The sequence below is a fragment of the Neisseria sp. HMSC068C12 genome (assembly GCF_001814095.1).
GTDB lineage: Bacteria > Pseudomonadota > Gammaproteobacteria > Burkholderiales > Neisseriaceae > Neisseria > Neisseria perflava.
Map to the genome: position 1 here is coordinate 189,389 of NZ_KV814825.1, position 17,651 is coordinate 207,039.

General features: G+C 46.7%; 19 protein-coding genes and 1 pseudogene. 9 read left to right on the forward strand and 11 right to left on the reverse strand.

Features of this window, described 5'->3' with window-relative positions; genetic code table 11:
* Positions 1 to 169: pseudogene (locus HMPREF2952_RS08800) on the reverse strand (flavodoxin family protein); the annotation flags it as partial.
* A gap of 45 nt (positions 170 to 214) precedes the next feature.
* On the opposite strand from HMPREF2952_RS08800, the gene HMPREF2952_RS11035 reads away from it, so the two are divergent.
* The 4 genes from HMPREF2952_RS11035 (at position 215) to HMPREF2952_RS08815 (ending at position 3,015) form a co-directional block, all read left to right on the forward strand.
* Positions 215 to 457, forward strand: a complete 243-nt coding sequence (locus HMPREF2952_RS11035; RefSeq protein WP_079453701.1) for a polymorphic toxin type 50 domain-containing protein — start codon at positions 215 to 217, stop codon at positions 455 to 457.
* A 6-nt stretch (positions 458 to 463) separates the two neighbouring features.
* Positions 464 to 766 (forward strand): MafI2 family immunity protein, encoded by a 303-nt coding sequence (locus HMPREF2952_RS08805; RefSeq protein ID WP_004519792.1) that lies wholly within the window; start codon positions 464 to 466, stop codon positions 764 to 766.
* Between the two features lie 52 nt (positions 767 to 818).
* A complete protein-coding gene (locus HMPREF2952_RS08810; RefSeq protein WP_049336588.1) occupies positions 819 to 1,004 on the forward strand; it encodes a hypothetical protein in 186 nt (61 codons plus the stop codon).
* A gap of 469 nt (positions 1,005 to 1,473) precedes the next feature.
* Positions 1,474 to 3,015, forward strand: coding sequence for an L-lactate MFS transporter (locus tag HMPREF2952_RS08815; RefSeq protein ID WP_039862148.1), 1,542 nt, complete (start codon positions 1,474 to 1,476; stop codon positions 3,013 to 3,015).
* Positions 3,016 to 3,073: 58 nt separating this feature from the next.
* Here HMPREF2952_RS08815 and HMPREF2952_RS08820 read toward each other — a convergent pair whose 3' ends face one another.
* The 10 genes from HMPREF2952_RS08820 to cmk all read right to left on the reverse strand — a co-directional run bounded on the left by HMPREF2952_RS08820 (position 3,074) and on the right by cmk (position 12,868).
* Positions 3,074 to 3,919, reverse strand: a complete 846-nt coding sequence (locus HMPREF2952_RS08820; protein WP_004519788.1) for a DUF817 domain-containing protein — start codon at positions 3,917 to 3,919, stop codon at positions 3,074 to 3,076.
* Between the two features lie 33 nt (positions 3,920 to 3,952).
* Entirely contained in the window at positions 3,953 to 5,218 is a 1,266-nt protein-coding gene (gene ispG, locus HMPREF2952_RS08825; protein WP_039862169.1) for a flavodoxin-dependent (E)-4-hydroxy-3-methylbut-2-enyl-diphosphate synthase, read from the reverse strand.
* A gap of 1 nt (position 5,219) precedes the next feature.
* On the reverse strand, positions 5,220 to 6,104 hold the full coding sequence (locus HMPREF2952_RS08830) for a helix-turn-helix domain-containing protein (RefSeq protein ID WP_049336589.1): 885 nt from the start codon (positions 6,102 to 6,104) through the stop codon (positions 5,220 to 5,222).
* Positions 6,105 to 6,860, reverse strand: a complete 756-nt coding sequence (gene pilW, locus HMPREF2952_RS08835; protein WP_004519786.1) for a type IV pilus biogenesis/stability protein PilW — start codon at positions 6,858 to 6,860, stop codon at positions 6,105 to 6,107.
* An 8-nt stretch (positions 6,861 to 6,868) separates the two neighbouring features.
* On the reverse strand, positions 6,869 to 7,957 hold the full coding sequence (rlmN, locus tag HMPREF2952_RS08840; protein ID WP_003683577.1) for a dual-specificity RNA methyltransferase RlmN: 1,089 nt from the start codon (positions 7,955 to 7,957) through the stop codon (positions 6,869 to 6,871).
* 170 nt (positions 7,958 to 8,127) lie between these two features.
* Positions 8,128 to 8,553, reverse strand: coding sequence for a nucleoside-diphosphate kinase (gene ndk, locus HMPREF2952_RS08845; RefSeq protein ID WP_004519785.1), 426 nt, complete (start codon positions 8,551 to 8,553; stop codon positions 8,128 to 8,130).
* A gap of 94 nt (positions 8,554 to 8,647) precedes the next feature.
* Positions 8,648 to 9,784, reverse strand: a complete 1,137-nt coding sequence (zapE, locus tag HMPREF2952_RS08850; RefSeq protein WP_049336592.1) for a cell division protein ZapE — start codon at positions 9,782 to 9,784, stop codon at positions 8,648 to 8,650.
* Between the two features lie 259 nt (positions 9,785 to 10,043).
* The gene (locus HMPREF2952_RS08860; RefSeq protein WP_003678992.1) at positions 10,044 to 10,358 is read right to left on the reverse strand and encodes an integration host factor subunit beta; all 315 of its coding nucleotides are present in this window, start codon (positions 10,356 to 10,358) and stop codon (positions 10,044 to 10,046) included.
* A gap of 10 nt (positions 10,359 to 10,368) precedes the next feature.
* Positions 10,369 to 12,054 (reverse strand): 30S ribosomal protein S1, encoded by a 1,686-nt coding sequence (rpsA, locus tag HMPREF2952_RS08865; RefSeq protein WP_003678994.1) that lies wholly within the window; start codon positions 12,052 to 12,054, stop codon positions 10,369 to 10,371.
* A 154-nt stretch (positions 12,055 to 12,208) separates the two neighbouring features.
* Entirely contained in the window at positions 12,209 to 12,868 is a 660-nt protein-coding gene (gene cmk, locus HMPREF2952_RS08870) for a (d)CMP kinase (RefSeq protein ID WP_036490635.1), read from the reverse strand.
* 216 nt (positions 12,869 to 13,084) lie between these two features.
* On the opposite strand from cmk, the gene ruvB reads away from it, so the two are divergent.
* The 5 genes from ruvB to pth all read left to right on the forward strand — a co-directional run bounded on the left by ruvB (position 13,085) and on the right by pth (position 17,566).
* Entirely contained in the window at positions 13,085 to 14,116 is a 1,032-nt protein-coding gene (gene ruvB, locus HMPREF2952_RS08875; RefSeq protein ID WP_039862144.1) for a Holliday junction branch migration DNA helicase RuvB, read from the forward strand.
* 122 nt (positions 14,117 to 14,238) lie between these two features.
* Positions 14,239 to 16,146 carry an ATP-binding cassette domain-containing protein gene (locus HMPREF2952_RS08880; RefSeq protein ID WP_049336595.1) on the forward strand — a complete coding sequence of 636 codons (1,908 nt, stop codon included), beginning with the start codon at positions 14,239 to 14,241 and terminating at the stop codon, positions 16,144 to 16,146.
* Positions 16,147 to 16,236: 90 nt separating this feature from the next.
* Entirely contained in the window at positions 16,237 to 16,668 is a 432-nt protein-coding gene (locus HMPREF2952_RS08885; protein WP_003683270.1) for a type II toxin-antitoxin system RatA family toxin, read from the forward strand.
* Positions 16,661 to 16,933: an RnfH family protein gene (locus HMPREF2952_RS08890; protein WP_004519778.1), complete on the forward strand. Its 273-nt coding sequence runs from the start codon at positions 16,661 to 16,663 to the stop codon at positions 16,931 to 16,933. The genes HMPREF2952_RS08885 and HMPREF2952_RS08890 overlap by 8 nt, the downstream gene beginning before the upstream one ends.
* A gap of 54 nt (positions 16,934 to 16,987) precedes the next feature.
* On the forward strand, positions 16,988 to 17,566 hold the full coding sequence (gene pth, locus HMPREF2952_RS08895) for an aminoacyl-tRNA hydrolase (protein WP_003683307.1): 579 nt from the start codon (positions 16,988 to 16,990) through the stop codon (positions 17,564 to 17,566).
* Positions 17,567 to 17,651 lie beyond the last annotated feature (85 nt).

The window sequence follows — 17,651 nt, forward strand, 5'->3', positions numbered from 1 at the left end:
AGAATTTTTCGATTTCTGCTTCAACATCATAGCCCGCATTAATCACGGTTTCTTGTACATTGTGTCCAAGTGCGGTCAAAACTTCTTTCGCTTTTTTGTGAAGCGTATGGTTCAACTCACCATGCGAATGACCAAACTCTTTTCTACCGTCTAGTAATAAAATATTCATCTTTTTGCCCCTAAAATAAATAATTATAAAAATGGGGCTATCATTATGCCTTTTTACTGCATCTTTATCACTGTAAGTTTAGATTCTTTAAAAGGTTATGTAGGAACTGGACAGCAGGTGGGAAAAACTGAAATTGGGCTTCCTGGTTTTAAAGAAAGGGTGAACTTCAATAAAAATATCGGTATTTATATCGATCCTGTTACAGGAAATCAAACCCCAACAACTATGGGGATTATTCATTATAGTAAAAATGGATATCATGTAGTTCCGGCTAAACCAAAGGAATAATAGTCTATGAATAATGACATTATAAGATTAAGAATTGTTACCCAAAATGCCTTGATAGGTAAAATTACCAAAGAGGTTAGAGGTGTTTATGTAAGAATCAATGAAAATTGTATAAGTATTTATATCGTTATTGATGGAGATATCTCTACCTATTGGAATGAAGAGATTTATAAAATTGGTACAGATATTATTTCTAATTTTGGTGAGGATTATACTATTGATGAGAATTTAGTTAGGATTGATTACCCTAAATATTTATCTTTTGATAATTATATATGTGTATATAAGCGCCATGAAAAATATGAATAAGATTGGAACTATTTATTTATGACAAGGATTTAAAAAGAATTAAGGATTAATAATGTTTGGTATTTTCTTTAAAGATAAAGGTACATCTTTTGATAATGGATATGGGATGCATATTTTGGCTTCAATCTCTTTAGGTGAATATGTAGAAGAATTACATATTCCAATAGACTATTGGGGTATTGAAGAATATAAAAATAGCTGGGCTACATCTATAGCTGATGGGATAGAAAAAAAGTAACATTCAGTACTTATTACATCTATGCATGAGCCAGAATCTTTAAATTTTATTTCTACATGGATTATTTATTATGATGGGGAAATTTCTTATAAAAGTGCATTCACCTACCAATAGACGCAAGTCATTTTGTAGTAATTTTGGTGCGCCACCCAAATATCCTTTCCCCGAACTGCGATTATTTGCCGAATTTTATGCATACTGTTCAACAACTCCCTGAAAATGCCCTTACTACGCGTTTGAATTTTTTCCGCCAATACGGTCAACTTGAGACTTTTGCAAAGGTCTCGGCCTTTTTGTCGATATTGGCGTGAAGAAATGGTTTAGATGAATGTTTTTTCTGTCTGATGCGCAAAATTATCATGGAGCAGAAAAAAGGATAAACGGGAGATTATGCTAAAATATTGTCAACAATTTTCTGATTCCGCATGATATGGAATCAGCGTTTGACACACATAGACAAGAGGATTTTATGAAATTTCTAGACCGTGAGGCGACCATTGCCAAACCCGGCTTTAATCGTTGGCTGGTACCGCCTGCCGCTTTGGCCGTGCATCTTGCCATCGGGCAGATATACGCTTATTCCGTGTTTAATGCGCCGCTGACCAAGCTTATCGGTATTACTGAGTCGGCTGCAGGAGATTGGAAGCTGACCACGGTCGGTTGGATTTTCAGTATTGCCTTGGCGATGTTGGGCGCGTCTGCGGCCATGTTCGGTACATGGATGGAGCGCGTTGGGCCGCGTAAGGCGATGTTTGTTGCCGCCTGCTGTTTTAGTTTGGGCTTTTTTGTGTCGGCTATTGGCGTTCATACGCACAATCTGTTTTTGCTTTATTTGGGTAACGGTGTGATTGGTGGGGTTGGTTTGGGCTTGGGCTATATCGGGCCTGTATCGACTTTGATGAAATGGTTTCCCGATAAACCGGGTATGGCGACAGGCTTGGCGATTATGGGTTTTGGTGGTGGCGCGATGCTGGCCTCGCCTTTATCCGTGTCGCTGATGAATTTTTTCTCCAGTGAAACTTCAGTTGGCGTAGCGCAGGCTTTTGTCGTTTTAGGATTGTTTTATTTGGTGTTGATGATGTTCGGCGCGTTTACGATCCGTGTACCTGCCGATGGCTGGAAACCTAAAGGTTATGTTGCGCCGAAAAACAAAAGCAAATTGGTCAGCAGTAATCATGTCAATGTCTCACAAGCCATGAAAACGCCGCAATTCTGGCTCTTGTTTTGGGTGTTGTGCTTGAACGTGACAGCGGGTATCGGCGTTCTAGGTCAGGCTTCCGTCATGATTCAGGAGCTTTTTTCCGAGGCATCTGTAGGAAAACAAGCGGCAATTGGTGCGGGTGCGGCGGCAGGTTTTGTGAGTCTGTTGAGTCTGTTTAATATGGGCGGCCGCTTTTTGTGGTCCAGCGTGTCCGACAAAATTGGCCGTAAAAATACTTATACTATTTTCTTTGTGCTCGGCTCGCTGTTGTATTTTGCCATTCCGTCGATTGGCGAGAGCGGTAACAAGGCTTTGTTTGTCATTGGTTTCTGCGTCATCATTTCCATGTATGGCGGCGGTTTTGCAGCCATTCCGGCGTATTTGAAGGATTTGTTCGGCACTTATCAAGTCGGGGCAATACACGGCAGGATTTTGCTGGCATGGTCAACTGCGGCTGTTATTGGCCCGGTGTTGGTCAACTATATCCGCCAAAGCCAAATTGAAAGTGGCGTTCCGGCTGCTGAAGCTTATAGCATTACCATGTACATCATGGCAGGTTTGTTGATTGTTGGTTTGTTGTGTAATTTGAGTGTCCGTTCTGTTCATGAAAAGCATCACGAGAAAGACATTAAGGTCGCGGCACATAGTGGCAATCCCGATGATGAAACCGCTGTATCCGATGCTTATCTGATCAGCAAGAAAGTATCAGCGGGCGGTATCGGCGTATGGTGGCGTTGGGCTTTGGTCTGCATTCCTTTGGGCTATGGCGTCATTATGGTGTTTGTTAAAGCCTTAAGTTTGTTTAATTGATTGTTGAAAATTAGAGGCCGTCTGAAAGTTTCAGACGGCCTTTTAAAATATTAAGCAACTAATCTTTTGATACGCTGATGGTATGTTTGATGTGTTTTAAATTCGCAACGATGGTAAAAGTCATCATCACCAGTAAAGCCCATGAACTCCATTTGCTGATGTGTACCGATGCCCACGCGCCGATTTGGTTGGGATAGCGCCAAACGCCGAATAGGGTTCCCAAATTTTCCGCCAGCCAAATAAAAAATCCGATCAGGACGAAAGCGAGCAGGAGCGGCATTTTGCGAGTGGTGTCATAGGGCGTGTATAAGACCGTTGTCCGGGCATATAGGCCGAGAGCGAAAGCAGCAAGATACCAGCGATAGTCGCCGATATAGTGATGGGTGAAGAAATTGATATAAATCGCCAGTGCGCACAAAGTACCCAACCAATACGGCGGATGGCTTTTGATTTTTAAGTCAAACAGCCGCCATGCTTGAATGATATAGCTGCCGACTGCGGCATACATAAAGCCTGCAAACAGCGGTACGCCGCCGATTTTGGTATAAGCCTCATCCGGATAGCTCCATGATTGGATATCGCCTGATGTCTTGAACCACTCTAAAGCAAAGCCCACCAAGTGAAACAGCGTAATCGATTTCACTTCATCCCAAGTTTCTAGCTTGAAATACAGCATGGCTGCTTGTATGGAGATGGCAAAAATCAGCAGCAGGTCGTAGCGCGAAATTCCCAACAAGCCTGTTTTCGGAACGAGGAACATGGCAATGAAAAACAAGCCTGCAAATAAGCAGGCTCGTGCTTCTTTCAAACCGAAAAACCAAAATTCAACGATAAAGCGTCGCCAACCATGCAAATCCTTGCGTTTGGGATGTTCAGTCAGCCAAGTATCCAGTTTGCCCAACATATTTTCAGACGGCCTCTTTATCTTGAAAATGTTTTAGGCAGATTGAATCGGAATAACGCGGTTTTGCTTACGTTTTGCGCCACCTTCGCAATAGTTGGTTTTGACATAATCTTCAACGATTTGTAAAAACTCGGCAGCGATATTGTCGCCTTTGAGGGTAACTTTCCGTTCGCCGTCTACATAAACCGGCGCAACCGGTGTTTCGCCTGTACCTGGCAGGCTGATACCGATATCGGCAAGTTTGCTTTCGCCCGGGCCATTGACTACGCAACCCATTACGGCAACGTTCAATGATTCAACGCCTGGATACTCAGTGCGCCAAATAGTCATTTTTTGACGTAAATAGTTTTGTACGTCTTGCGCCAATTCTTGGAATACGGTACTGGTGGTACGGCCGCAACCCGGGCAGGCTGTAACCATTGGCGTAAAGGAGCGTAAGCCCATGGTTTGCAGGATTTCCTGACCGACAATGACTTCTTGTGTACGTGGGGAGCCAGGTTCGGGCGTAAGGGAAATTCGAATGGTGTCGCCGATACCTTCTTGCAACAATACGGACAAAGCTGCGGTGGAAGCCACAATGCCTTTGCTACCCATGCCCGCCTCGGTCAGGCCGAGATGGAGCGGGTAACGGCAACGGCTGCCTAATTCGCGGTAAACCTGAATCAAGTCTTGTACGGCGCTGACCTTGCACGACAAAATGATTTTGTCTTCAGGCAAGCCCAAAGCCACGGCTTTTTCTGCCGATTCCAGCGCCGAAACAATCAAAGCCTCTTTCATGATTTCTTCAGGCGGCTTCGGTGTGGCAGAAGCTAGGTTGGCATCCATCATACGTTTGGCAAGGCTTTGATCAAGCGAACCCCAGTTCACACCGATGCGTACGGCTTTATTGTTTTCTGCCGCTGTACGAATCATAAAGGCAAATTTCTCATCGCCTTTTGCGCCTTTACCGACATTGCCTGGGTTGATGCGGTATTTAGACAGGGCCTTGCCGCACTCAGGAAATTCGGCCAATAAGCGTTCGCCATTGAAATGGAAGTCGCCGATCAGGGGCGTGGTGTAGCCCATATCGTCTAAGCGGCTGCGGATTTCGGCTACTTTGGAAGCCGCTTCAGGAGTATTAACCGTGATACGGACCATTTCTGAGCCGGCATCGCTCAACTCTTTGACCTGTCGGGCTGTTGCTTCTGCATCTGCGGTGTCGGTATTGGTCATAGATTGCACAACAACGGGCGCATCGGAGCCGATGATGAGATGGTCAATTTTGACTTGATGTGTCTGACGGCGTTTAGGTGTGGTCATTTTAGTTTTTTCCTGCAACAAAAGAGGCGGATTTTTCACCGGCAACACGGTATTTCAAAGGTTCGATAGGTGTGCCGCCGTAATTGGCTTCCGAGCCGGCTGCAATACCGATCCAAACATTGTAAGGTGCGCCGCCTCTCAGACGTTGTTCGCTTCCGGCTGGAACGATACGGCTGAATACAACTTTTCCATCTTTGTCTGCAATAATCAGATTGCTTCGGTATTGGACTTTAATCCAAAGTTCGTCTTTCTCAACTTTGACAGCAGGTTTCTCTTCTTGTACGGCGGCGGAAGCTGCTGAGGCTGCTTGATCATTGGCCACTTCAGGCTTATTGGTGATTTCTTTTTTGCCGTCTTCCGTCATTTCGCTAACGGCAACATTATCCGTTTTTAAGGCAGGCGTTTTCATCGTATCAGCAACATCTTTGCTGTTTTGAATATTTGCCTGTTCGTTTTCAAAACTGGATTTGCTTTGCCAAAAGTAAACGCCGCCTACAGCCAAAGCCAATGCGGCTATCCCCAATATCCATTTTGGGAAGCCCTGCTTTTCAGTATCTGTGAAGCTTAAGCCGGAGTTGGTGCTGCGTGTTACCGCGTATACATGGTCTTCAAGTTGCGGAGTAATGGAGCGCAAATGTTTGGCGATGATTTGTTCGTCGATTTTCAGAAATCGTGCATATGAACGCAGATAACCTGAAACAAAGACTAAACCGGGAAAGCCGGAATATTCCCCTTTTTCCAAAGCATCAATTTGTTCGGTAGACAGTTTCAAACGTGAAGCAACATCTTGAATATCGATTTTGGCATCAGTTCTGTGTTTGCGTAATTCATCCCCCAATGTTTTGGCGGCTTGTGTGTCGTAGTTGATTTTATCGTTATTTTCCATTTATTGGCCTGTTGTGACGGTTTGTAGTTCGTCTGAATAAGGGAAGTTTGCCCTAAGTTGGGCTTCGTATTCGTATGCGGCGTGTTTATTACCCAAGGCGGTAGCCAAACGCCAGCCTAAAAGCAAATCGTCAGCCTGCAGGACATCAACTTTGCTTTGGTATTGGCGGAAATAATAGTCGGCATCGTTCAGATTGCCTGCCATCATTTTGGTTCGGGCAAGTTCTTTGAAAGCAGGGAAGAATTGCGGATTTGCTGCTAAAGACCTTTCCAAATAGGCTTGGGCTAAAGAGTATTGACCTAACCTTGCGCTGCAAATGCCTTTATTCATATTGGCAATAAAGGGGCTTGGGTAGGTTGGGTCGGCCAGTGCTTTGTCAAAATAAGCCAAAGATTCGGCCGGTGCATTCATTTGATTGCACAAGAACCAACCGTAGTTGTTGTTGACTTCCGCACTATCAGGTTTTAAAGACAATGCTTTAAGAAAGCTTTCTTGAGCTTTGTCTTTGACTTTCAAATACTGATAAATCTCGGCGCGTACCAACCAAGCAAGGTCATTTTTGGAATTGGACTTAAGCGCCTCTTCGATACTTTCAGTAGCTTGGCGGTAGTTTTGGCCGCGCATATATTCCACAGCCAGTTGGGTTTTGATATTAGAAACTTGAATGGCACGTTCTTTAGGGCTTGGGCCGGAAGAGGAAGCGCAGGCAGAAAGAGTCAGTGCGGTAAGTAAAGCGAATCCGAACTTGATTTTCATAATTAACCTTATTGTTCGACCAAAATCTGTTGCCATTTTTGTTGGCGGCGTGTTTTATCTTGTACTTGTCCGGCCAATTGTCCGCAAGCGGCATCGATATCGTCGCCGCGGGTTTTGCGGACAGTAACGACAAAGCCGGCTTGTTGCAGAATATCGCGGAAGACACGGATATTTTCATTGGTAGAACGTTCGTAGCCGGAATTTGGGAAAGGATTGAACGGAATCAGATTGAATTTGCATGGTACGTCTTTAACCAATTCAATCAATTCGCGCGCATGTTGTGCTTTATCATTGATACCGTCGAGCATAACGTATTCAAAGGTAATAAAGTCACGGGGGGCTTTGACCAGATAACGTTGACAGGCCGCCATCAATTCTTTGAGCGGGTATTTTTTGTTGAGAGGAACAATCTGATCGCGCACTTCATCGTTGGATGCGTGTAAAGATACAGCCAAAGCAACAGGCATTGCATCACGCAGTCTGTCCATTTGTGGAACCATGCCCGAAGTGGAAACGGTCACGCGACGGCGGCTCAAGCCGTAGCCATGATCATCCAACATAATACTCAAGGCAGTAACAACATTGTCAAAGTTTGCCATAGGCTCGCCCATACCCATCATCACCACGTTGGAGATAACGCGTTCGTTTTTAGGGGTAACACCCATGGCTTTATTGGCCCACCAAAGCTGACCGATAATTTCAGCGGCAGTCAGGTTGCGGTTGAAACCCTGTCGTCCGGTAGAGCAGAAAGTGCATTCCAATGCGCAACCTACTTGGGAAGAGATGCACAAAGTACCGCGTTCGGCTTCGGGAATAAAGACGGTTTCTACACCGTTGCCCGTGCCGACATCCAGCAACCATTTGCGTGTGCCATCAGTAGATTCTTGTGCCATCATTAATTTAGGCACTTCGATTGTGGCTTGTTCATTCAACTTGGCACGCAATGATTTGGCCAAGTCAGTCATTTCTTCAAAGTTTTGTGCACCGGCTTGATGCATCCAACGCATGACTTGTTTGGCGCGGAAAGGTTTCTCACCCATTTCGGCAAAGTGTTGCGTCAGTCCATTTAAATCGTAATTCAGTAGATTGGTTTTCATGTATTTTTATGTTTCTCAATAAAGCTTTTAAAGTAAAGAGGCTTATCGGTCAGCTTTGCTTTAAAAGCCTTTAGGGTTTCAGACGGCCTGTCATTTGCAGGGCATACAAAGCACTTTTGCCGTCCGATATGGAATCGGACGGCCGTAAAGCGGCTACAGGCTTTTTGCTTTTATCGTGGGCAGATTTCGCTTTGGCTGAAAAAGTAGGCGATTTCAATCGCAGCATTTTCCACGCTGTCAGAACCGTGTACAGCATTAACACTGACAGATTCTGCAAAGTCGGCACGGATTGTGCCCGGAGCTGCATCGGCTGGATTGGTTGCGCCCATCAATTCGCGATTTTTGGCAACGGCGTTTTCACCTTCCAATACTTGAATCATAACAGGATTGCGAGTCATGAATTTAACCAAGTCTTCATAAAAAGGGCGGTCTTTGTGTACAGCATAAAACTCTTTTGCTTCGCGCTCAGACAGATGTTTCATTTTCGCCGCAATAATGCGCAAGCCGTTTTCTTCAAAGCGGCTGTAAATCTTGCCGATGACGTTTTTTTCTACTGCATCGGGTTTGATGATGGAAATCGTACGTTCGATGGCCATGTTATGTCCTTGTTTTTATTAATAGGTGAGTTGCCGTAGCCAAGAGGCGAGGGAAGTGTATTCTACCAAATTTCGCCCCTTTTTGGGAAAGGCATTATTTGCTTAAAGTCAGGTGTGGTTGTTCCAAATAGACTTCGGATTGCATTTCGATCATACGGCTGGCTGTACGGGTAAATTCCTCGGCGAAATCGCCTTCGACATAAATATCGTTTACGCCAACTGCACTGGTGGCGCACAATTTCACACGGAAATCATATAAAACGTCAATTAACCATGTCAGACGGCGTGCTTCTGCTTTTTCTTGCGGGGTTAGACGTTCTAATCCTGAAAGGAAAACCATCTCATAATGTTCGGCTAAATACAGATAGTCAGCTTGTGAACGCGGGCCAAAACATAATGCGCGGAAATCAAACCAGATGGCGCGTTCCGACTGGGCTTTATGAGGAATTTCCCGTCCATGAATAATGCTGATTCCTGGATTCAATTCAGAGATTCCGCTCATTTCTTTAAATAAAGTAGCCAGTTTTTGCTCGTTTTCTTCATTATTGGGCACAAAGAAAATTTCGGCAGGGCGCAATGTGCGCAATCGGTAATCTTCTCCGCCATCTACATTTAAAACGGTCAGGTTAGATTCGATAAGGGCGATGGTTGGCAGAAAGCTGCTGCGGTTTTGGCCTTGAGGATAGAGTTCGGATGGGGCGTAGTTGGAAGTGGCCACCAAAACAACACCTTCGCTCAGCAGGTTTTCCAACAAACGGCCTAAAATCATTGCATCGGCAATGTCGCTGACGTGAAATTCATCAAAGCATAATACGCGTGTTTCTTTGGCAATTTCTGCTGCAACGGCTTTTAAAGGATTCGCTTCACTCTTTAAAGCTTTCAGCCGTTGATGAATTTCGGCCATAAAGGCATGGAAATGCACGCGGCGCTTACGGCGATAAGGGAGGCAGCCAAAAAAAGCGTCCATCAGGAAACTTTTACCGCGTCCTACGCCGCCATAAAAATAGAGTCCTTTAGGTACTTGAGGGGAACGCAGGCTGCGGCCGAGAAAACGGTTGCGTTTGCGTTTGAACATCATCAGCTCGGTCCATAAGCGATCCAAATATTCAATGGCTCGTGCTTGTGCTTCGTCACGGATGAAGTTGGGTTGTTCGGCGGCGGCCTGATACCAAGTCAACGGGCTGTGGTTTTCAAATGGCGGTGGCGTAAATAGTTGGTCTCTATTGCTCATGTATAACCTTTATTATGTTTTGCTGGCGATAGTCGAAACATCATCCGCAATAATTTGGACAGTAGTCGGAATGATGTTCTCATTATGGAATAGTCGGTCTATTATAAATGATTTCAGACGGCCTGCGTTTTTTGCAAAGGCTTTGTTGTCAATATAGTTGGAAAAGTGTGCGATTAAGGTGCAAGCAAAAAGGTTGGCTTTAGTATTTTTTGAAAAAACAAAAAAACGCCGCATTTCTGCGGCGTTTTGCTACTAAGTATTAATGAGCACTTTCTTGCAATGCCAAGTCTACACGCTCACGCAACTCTTTACCCGGTTTGAAGTGGGGAACATGTTTTTCAGGCACTTCCACACGTTCGCCGGTTTTAGGGTTGCGCCCGATACGGGCAGGGCGGTGGTTCAAGTCGAAGCTGCCGAAGCCGCGGATTTCGATACGTTGTCCACGAGCCAGTGAGCGGGTCATGGTATCAACCAAGACTTTTACACTGTATTCGACATCTTTAGCCAGCAGTTGGTTGCCATTTTTTTCGGCAAACACTTCTGCGAGGCGAACCATCAATTCAGACTTCGTCATGTCTGCAACCTTATTCTTGGTCGCCGGACAGTTTGGCTTTCAGCAAGTCGCCCAGGCTGGTAGTACCGGCATTGGCAGTTGCAGCGGCGTTAACTGAATTCAGCGCTTCGCGGTTTTCTTTAGCGTCTTTCGCTTTAACAGACAGACGGATGCTGCGGTTTTTGCGGTCAACGGTAACGATAACGGCTTCAACTTCGTCGCCTTCTTTCAGTTTGGTAGTCAGGTCTTCAACGCGGTCAGCGGCGAATTCAGAAGCAGGCAGGTAGCCTTCAACTTCTTCAGACAGAGCGACTACGGCACCTTTGGCGTCAACAGATTTCACAGAACCTTTAACCAAAGAACCTTTGTCGTTTACGCTGATGAAGTTACCGAACGGATCGCCTTCAAGTTGTTTGATACCCAAAGAGATACGTTCTTTTTCAACGTCGATGGCCAATACAACGGCTTCAACTTCTTCGCCTTTTTTGTATTTGCGTACAGCTTCTTCGCCGGCTTCAGTCCAAGACAGGTCAGACAAGTGAACCAGACCGTCGATACCGCCAGGCAGACCTACGAATACGCCGAAGTCAGTGATAGATTTAACTGCGCCGGAGATTTTGTCGCCTTTGTTGTGGTTGGCGGCAAACTCTTCCCAAGGGTTAGCTTGACATTGTTTCATGCCCAAAGAGATACGGCGGCGGTCTTCGTCGATTTCCAGGATCATGACTTCAACTTCGTCACCCAGTTGAACAACTTTGCTTGGGTGTACGTTTTTGTTGGTCCAATCCATTTCGGAAACGTGTACCAAACCTTCGATGCCTTGTTCGATTTCAACGAATGCACCGTAGTCGGTCAGGTTGGATACTTTACCGAACAGGCGGGTACCTTGTGGGTAACGACGGGTCAGACCGCTCCAAGGATCTTCGCCCAGTTGTTTCATGCCCAGGGAAACGCGTTGTTTGTCTTGGTCGAATTTCAGGACTTTGGCTTCTACTTCTTGACCAACTTCCAAAACTTCGCTTGGGTGTTTCACACGGCGCCATGCCAAGTCGGTGATGTGCAACAGACCGTCGATGCCGCCCAAGTCAACGAATGCACCGTAATCGGTGATGTTTTTAACGATACCTTTGATAACTGAACCTTCTTGCAGGTTTTCCAGCAAGGCTTTGCGTTCTTCGCCCAAAGTAGCTTCCAGAACAGCGCGGCGGGACACAACGACGTTGTTGCGTTTTTTGTCCAGTTTGATCACTTTGAATTCAATTTCTTTGCCTTCGAAGTGAGAAGTGTCTTTTACGGGACGTACGTCAACCAAAGAACCCGGCAGGAATGCGCGGATGCTGTTGATCATAACAGTCAGACCGCCTTTGACTTTGCCATTGATAACGCCGGACAGGATGTCGCCGTTTTCCATAGCTTCTTCCAAAGCGATCCAGTCGGCAGCGCGTTTGGCTTTTTCGCGGGACAGTTTGGTTTCGCCGAAGCCGTTTTCAACAGATTCGATGGTAACGGTAACGAAATCGCCAACTTTAACTTCAATCTCGCCCTGAGCGTTTTTGAATTCAGCAACATCAATCAGAGATTCTGATTTCAGACCTGCGTTAACGGTAACGAAGTTTTGATCGATGCCGACTACTTCGGCAGTAATCACTTCACCTGGGTTCATCTCTTGCAGGGTAAAGCTTTCTTCCAGCAGCTGGGCAAAATTTTCCATAGTCATATATACTCTTTTCGGTACACCGCCAAGGGGTGCGGGTTAGGTTTGAAATGACCTGCCGTCCTTGGCGCGGCAGGTTGGGAAATGTTTTCAGACGGCCTTGTTATAGGGTTAACAGGCCGTCTGAAATGAAAACTTCGCGATTATACTCCAAATTTTAAACTTTATGATACCAATCAAGCACTTTTTTTACAGCTTCTTCGATAGAAAGGTTGTCAGTGTCTAAAAGCAGGGCGTCGGGCAGCTGTTTCAATGGGGCAACAGGGCGGCGGCGGTCTGCTTCGTCGCGCGCTTCAATGTCCGACAAGATACGCTCGAATGCCACGCCTTCGCATGGGATACCGAGTTGTTTGGCACGACGTTGGGCACGAACATTGGCACTTGCAGTCAGGAAGATTTTTAATGCGGCATCAGGGAAAATAACCGAGCCGATATCGCGGCCGTCGGCGACCAAACCTTTTTCGGTCAGGAAATCGCGTTGGCGCTGCAAAAGGGCGGTACGCACTTTAGGCAACTGCGCGACGGCAGATGCACCCATGCCGATGGCTTCGGTACGGATTTGCTCGGATACATCTTCGCCGTTTAATAACACGACGCTGCCTTCAAATTGTGCGGGCAAAGTTTCTGCCAGTGTGCTGACGGCGTCTTCATCTGTCCAGGCAACATTTTGTTTTTGTGCGTAAAGCGCGGTCAGGCGGTAAAGCGCACCGGAATCGAGGTAAAGAAAACCCAAGGCTTCGGCTACGCGTGAGGCAACCGTCCCTTTGCCGGATGCGCTGGGGCCGTCGATGGCGATGACTTTTTGCTTGAGGCTCATGTGTTCTCCTGAATGCGATAGGTATTTGAATTAACCGTTTATTATACGTTGCTTTGGCCGTCTGAAAACGAAAATTTTTGTGTGATTTAAATTTGAAGGAAAAGTGGCTCGGCCTTATCGGGTATAATGGCCAAAATCATAATTTAACCGCTTTATCTGATTGTTCGGGCCATCTGAAATAACGGGTCGGGAATGGTCTTAGAATTTAGAAACATTATGTTACAAACCGATAATCTTACTTCTGCACAACCTCAGCGCATTATCACTGCTCAAAATATTTCCGCTCAGGAAGAATTGCTTGAACGCGCTTTACGTCCGAAAACTTTAGACGACTATATCGGACAGGATAAAGCAAAAGAGCAGTTGGCTATTTTTATTCAGGCAGCGAAAAAACGTGGCGAAGCGCTTGACCACACTTTGCTGTTTGGTCCTCCGGGTTTGGGCAAAACTACTTTGGCACACATTATCGCCAAAGAGTTAGGCGTTAATTTGCGCCAAACCAGCGGCCCGGTTTTGGAACGTGCCGGCGACCTTGCAGCCTTGTTGACCAACCTCGAGCCGCATGATGTGCTGTTTATTGATGAAATCCACCGCTTAAGCCCTGTGGTTGAAGAAATCCTTTATCCTGCGCTTGAAGATTATCAGTTGGACATCATGATAGGCGAGGGGCCGGCCGCGCGTTCGGTCAAAATCGATTTGCCGCCGTTTACATTGGTAGGCGCGACGACCCGTGCCGGTATGCTGACCAATCCTTTGCGCGACCGTTTCGGTATCGTGTCCCGATTAGAGTTTTATCAGAATAAAGATTTGGCGACTATTGTTGCTCGTTCTGCCCAGTTGTTGCAGTTGGATATGGGCGACGAGGGTGCGATGGAAGTGGCCAAGCGCAGCCGCGGTACGCCGCGTATTGCCAACCGCCTTTTGCGACGTGTACGCGATTATGCCGATGTGAAAAACAACGGCGTCATTGATGCGGAAATTGCCGATGCTGCCTTGAGTATGCTGGATGTGGACGGTCAGGGTTTGGATGTGATGGACAGGAAATTCCTTGAGGCGATTCTGCACAAGTTCAGCGGCGGTCCTGTCGGTTTGGAAAACGTGGCTGCTGCGATTGGCGAATCAACCGATACCATCGAAGATGTGATTGAACCATATCTGATTCAGCAGGGCTTTTTGCAGCGTACACCGCGCGGACGCGTAGCAACCGAACGAGCCTATCTGCATTTCGGTTTGAAGGTTCAAGAATAATAATGAAGGCCGTCTGAAAACTGCTTTCAGACGGCCTGATACTTTCAATTTCATATGATTGTCGGCAAATATCTGCCGATAATCGGTTAAAATGTCCCTCTTTTCTTTTTTGAAGTTTCCCCATGAATATCTTATCCGTAGAAAATGCTTCTTTTGCCGTCGGCCATGTCGCCTTGCTCGACAAAACTTCTTTTCAACTCGACAGCGGCGAGAAAATCGGTTTAATCGGCCGCAACGGTGCGGGTAAGTCTTCGTTTTTAAAAATTCTCGCCGGTGTGCAAAAGCTCGACGATGGGCAGATTATTGTTCAAAACAACCTCAAAATCGTTTATGTACCGCAGGAATCCTTTTTTGATAAGGACGCAACCGTATTTGATACCGTTGCCGAAGGATTGGGAGAAATTCGCAATTTATTGCGCCGTTATCATCATGTCAGCCATGAGTTGGAAAATGGTTCGAGTGAGGCTTTATTGAAAGAACTCAACGAATTACAACTCGAAATTGAAGCGAAGGACGGCTGGAAGCTGGATGCGGCAGTCAAGCAGACTTTGGGGGAACTCGGTTTGCCGGAAAACGAAAAAATCGGCAACCTATCCGGCGGTCAGAAAAAGCGTGTCGCTTTGGCGCAGGCTTGGGTGCAAAAGCCCGACGTATTGCTGCTGGACGAGCCGACCAACCATTTGGATATTGACGCAATTATTTGGCTGGAAAATCTGCTTAAAGCGTTTGAAGGCAGCTTGGTCGTGATTACCCACGACCGCCGTTTTCTGGACAACATCGCCACGCGCATCGTCGAACTAGACCGCGGCATTCTGCGCTCCTATCCTGGCTCGTTCTCCAAATACAGCGAGAAAAAAGCGCAAGAGTTGGCGGTTGAAGCAGAACACAACCGCCTCTTCGACAAATTTCATGCTCAGGAAGAAGCGTGGATACGTAAAGGCATCGAAGCGCGCCGTACCCGTAATGAAGGCCGCGTGCGCCGTTTGGAAGAACTGCGCCGCCAGCGCGCCGAACGCCGCAACGTACAAGGGCAGGTTAACTTTAAGCTCGACAGCGGCGAAAAAAGCGGCAAAATCATCGCCGAGCTGGAACACGCTTCGTTTGCCTATGGTGACAAAGTCATCATGGACAAATTCTCCGCCATCTTGCAGCGCGGCGACAAAATCGGCTTAATCGGTCCAAACGGCATCGGCAAAACCACCTTCCTCAAGCTGATTTTGGGCGAATTGCAGCCGACCTACGGCAGAATCCGTATCGGCAGTAAACAGGAAGTTGCTTATTTCGACCAGTTCCGCAGCGCGTTGAATGAAAACGACACTGTGTTTTACACGCTCGGACAGGGCAACGATTACGTTGAAGTCGGTGGTAAGAAAAAGCATGTGATGAGCTATTTGGAAGATTTCCTGTTCCATCCAGCTCGCGCACAAAGTCCCGTCTCATCGCTTTCCGGCGGTGAACGCAACCGCCTCCTGCTGGCAAAACTCTTCACCCGCCCCGCCAATATCCTGGTCTTGGACGAACCGACCAACGACTTGGACATTGATACCCAAGAGCTGCTTGAAGACCTACTGCGCGATTATCAAGGCACGGTATTCCTTGTCTCGCATGACCGTATGTTCTTGGATAATGTGATTACCCAAAGCATTGTTTTCGAAGGACAAGGCCGTCTGAAAGAATACATCGGCGGCTATCAGGACTATATCGACGCAAAATCGCGGGAAGAGAAAATTCAGACGGCCTCTGCGCCTAAAGCGGCTGCCGAGCCTGAAAAAATCAAACCTAAAGCCAACCGCACGGTCAAACTTTCCTACAAAGAACAGCGTGAACTCGATGCCCTGCCTGATGAAATCGCCGCTTTGGAAACCGAGCAGGCTGAAATCAATACCCAGCTTTCCGATCCTGAAATTTTCAAAGATTACGAAAAAGCAGGTGCATTGCAAAGCAGGGCTGAAGAAATCGAGATGTCGCTTTTGGAAAAGCTGGAACGCTGGGAATGGCTGGAAGCGAAACAAAATGGAGAAGCGGTTTAAATTGGGAGTTTTGTCCCAAAGTAGGGCAGATATTTTTCTAAATCATGCCGTCTGAACCCCGAATATTCAAAAACAAGGTCTACAACCAACATGAAAAAAGTCGAGAAAAACGTATTGGTGCTGCATAGCGCTAAGGAAATGTTTGAGCTGGTGGACAAAGTTGAGGACTATCCAAAATTTTTGCCGTGGTACAGCAAGACCGAAGTCATCGAACGTAAAGGCAATGAGCTAAAAGCGCGCCTGTTTATGGACTATATGCGCGTCAAGCAGTCATTTGCGACGCACAACCACAATATCCCGGGGCAGGAAATCCGCATGGATTTGCTCGAAGGGCCGTTTAAAACCCTGCGCGGCACTTGGAAATTTATCGACTTGGGCGATGATATGTGCAAAGTCGAATTCAGATTAGAATACGATTTCTCCAATGCCGTACTCTCTGCCATGATTTCCCCGGTATTCGGCCATCTCGCCGGCACGCTGGTGGATGCTTTTATTAAAGAGGCCGACCGCCGCTATGCTTGAGATTGAAATTGTTTACGGACTGGCCGATAGGCAAGTGTTGAAGGGTATGACCGTTGCCGAAGGAACAACCGTACGCGAAGCTGCCCGACAAAGCGGTTTGGAGATAGAGTTTCCGGAATTGGATTTACAGCAAGCGCCTTTGGGTATTTTCGGCAAGGCTGTGAAAGACGAAACAGCGTTGCGCGATGGCGATCGGATTGAGGTTTATCGCCCATTGTTGATTGATCCGAAAGAAGCGCGACGTAAACGCGCTGGGCAAGAATAAATCAAAGGCCGTCTGAAACTTTTTCAGACGGCCTGTCAAACTGAAAGAACAGTAATGAGCTTGAAAATTAAATTAATTGTCGGTTTGGGCAATCCAGGCCAAGAATACGAACAAACGCGCCACAATGTCGGCTTTTGGCTGTTGGACGAACTGGCATGGAAATGGAAAGTCAATTTTAAAGACGAAAAGAAATTTTACGGCGAAGTAGCGCGCGCCACTACGCCTGATGGTGATGTTTGGCTGCTCAAACCCATGACCTTTATGAACCGCTCCGGTCAGGCAGTAGCCGCTTTGGCTCAGTTTTACAAAATCAAGCCGGAGGAAATCTTGGTGGTTCATGACGAGCTGGATATTCCATGCGGCCGTATCAAATTCAAACTTGGCGGCGGCAACGGCGGACACAACGGCCTCAAAGACATTCAGGCTCGCTTGGGTACGCCTAATTTCTACCGCCTGCGCTTGGGTATTGATCATCCGGGCGACCGTAATCTGGTTGTCGGTTATGTGTTGAATAAACCGTCGGCGGAACACAGACAGCAAATTGATGATTCCATCGCCAAATCCCTGCAAGGATTGCCGGCCGTGTTGAATGGCGAATGGGAAGAAGCAACACGTTTTTTACACAGTAAGTAGCGTACCCAAACCAAACCAAACGGGCAGCCTTGCACATCATGTTCAGACGGCCTGAAAACAGGCAGTGTGATCTGACTAGTGATAA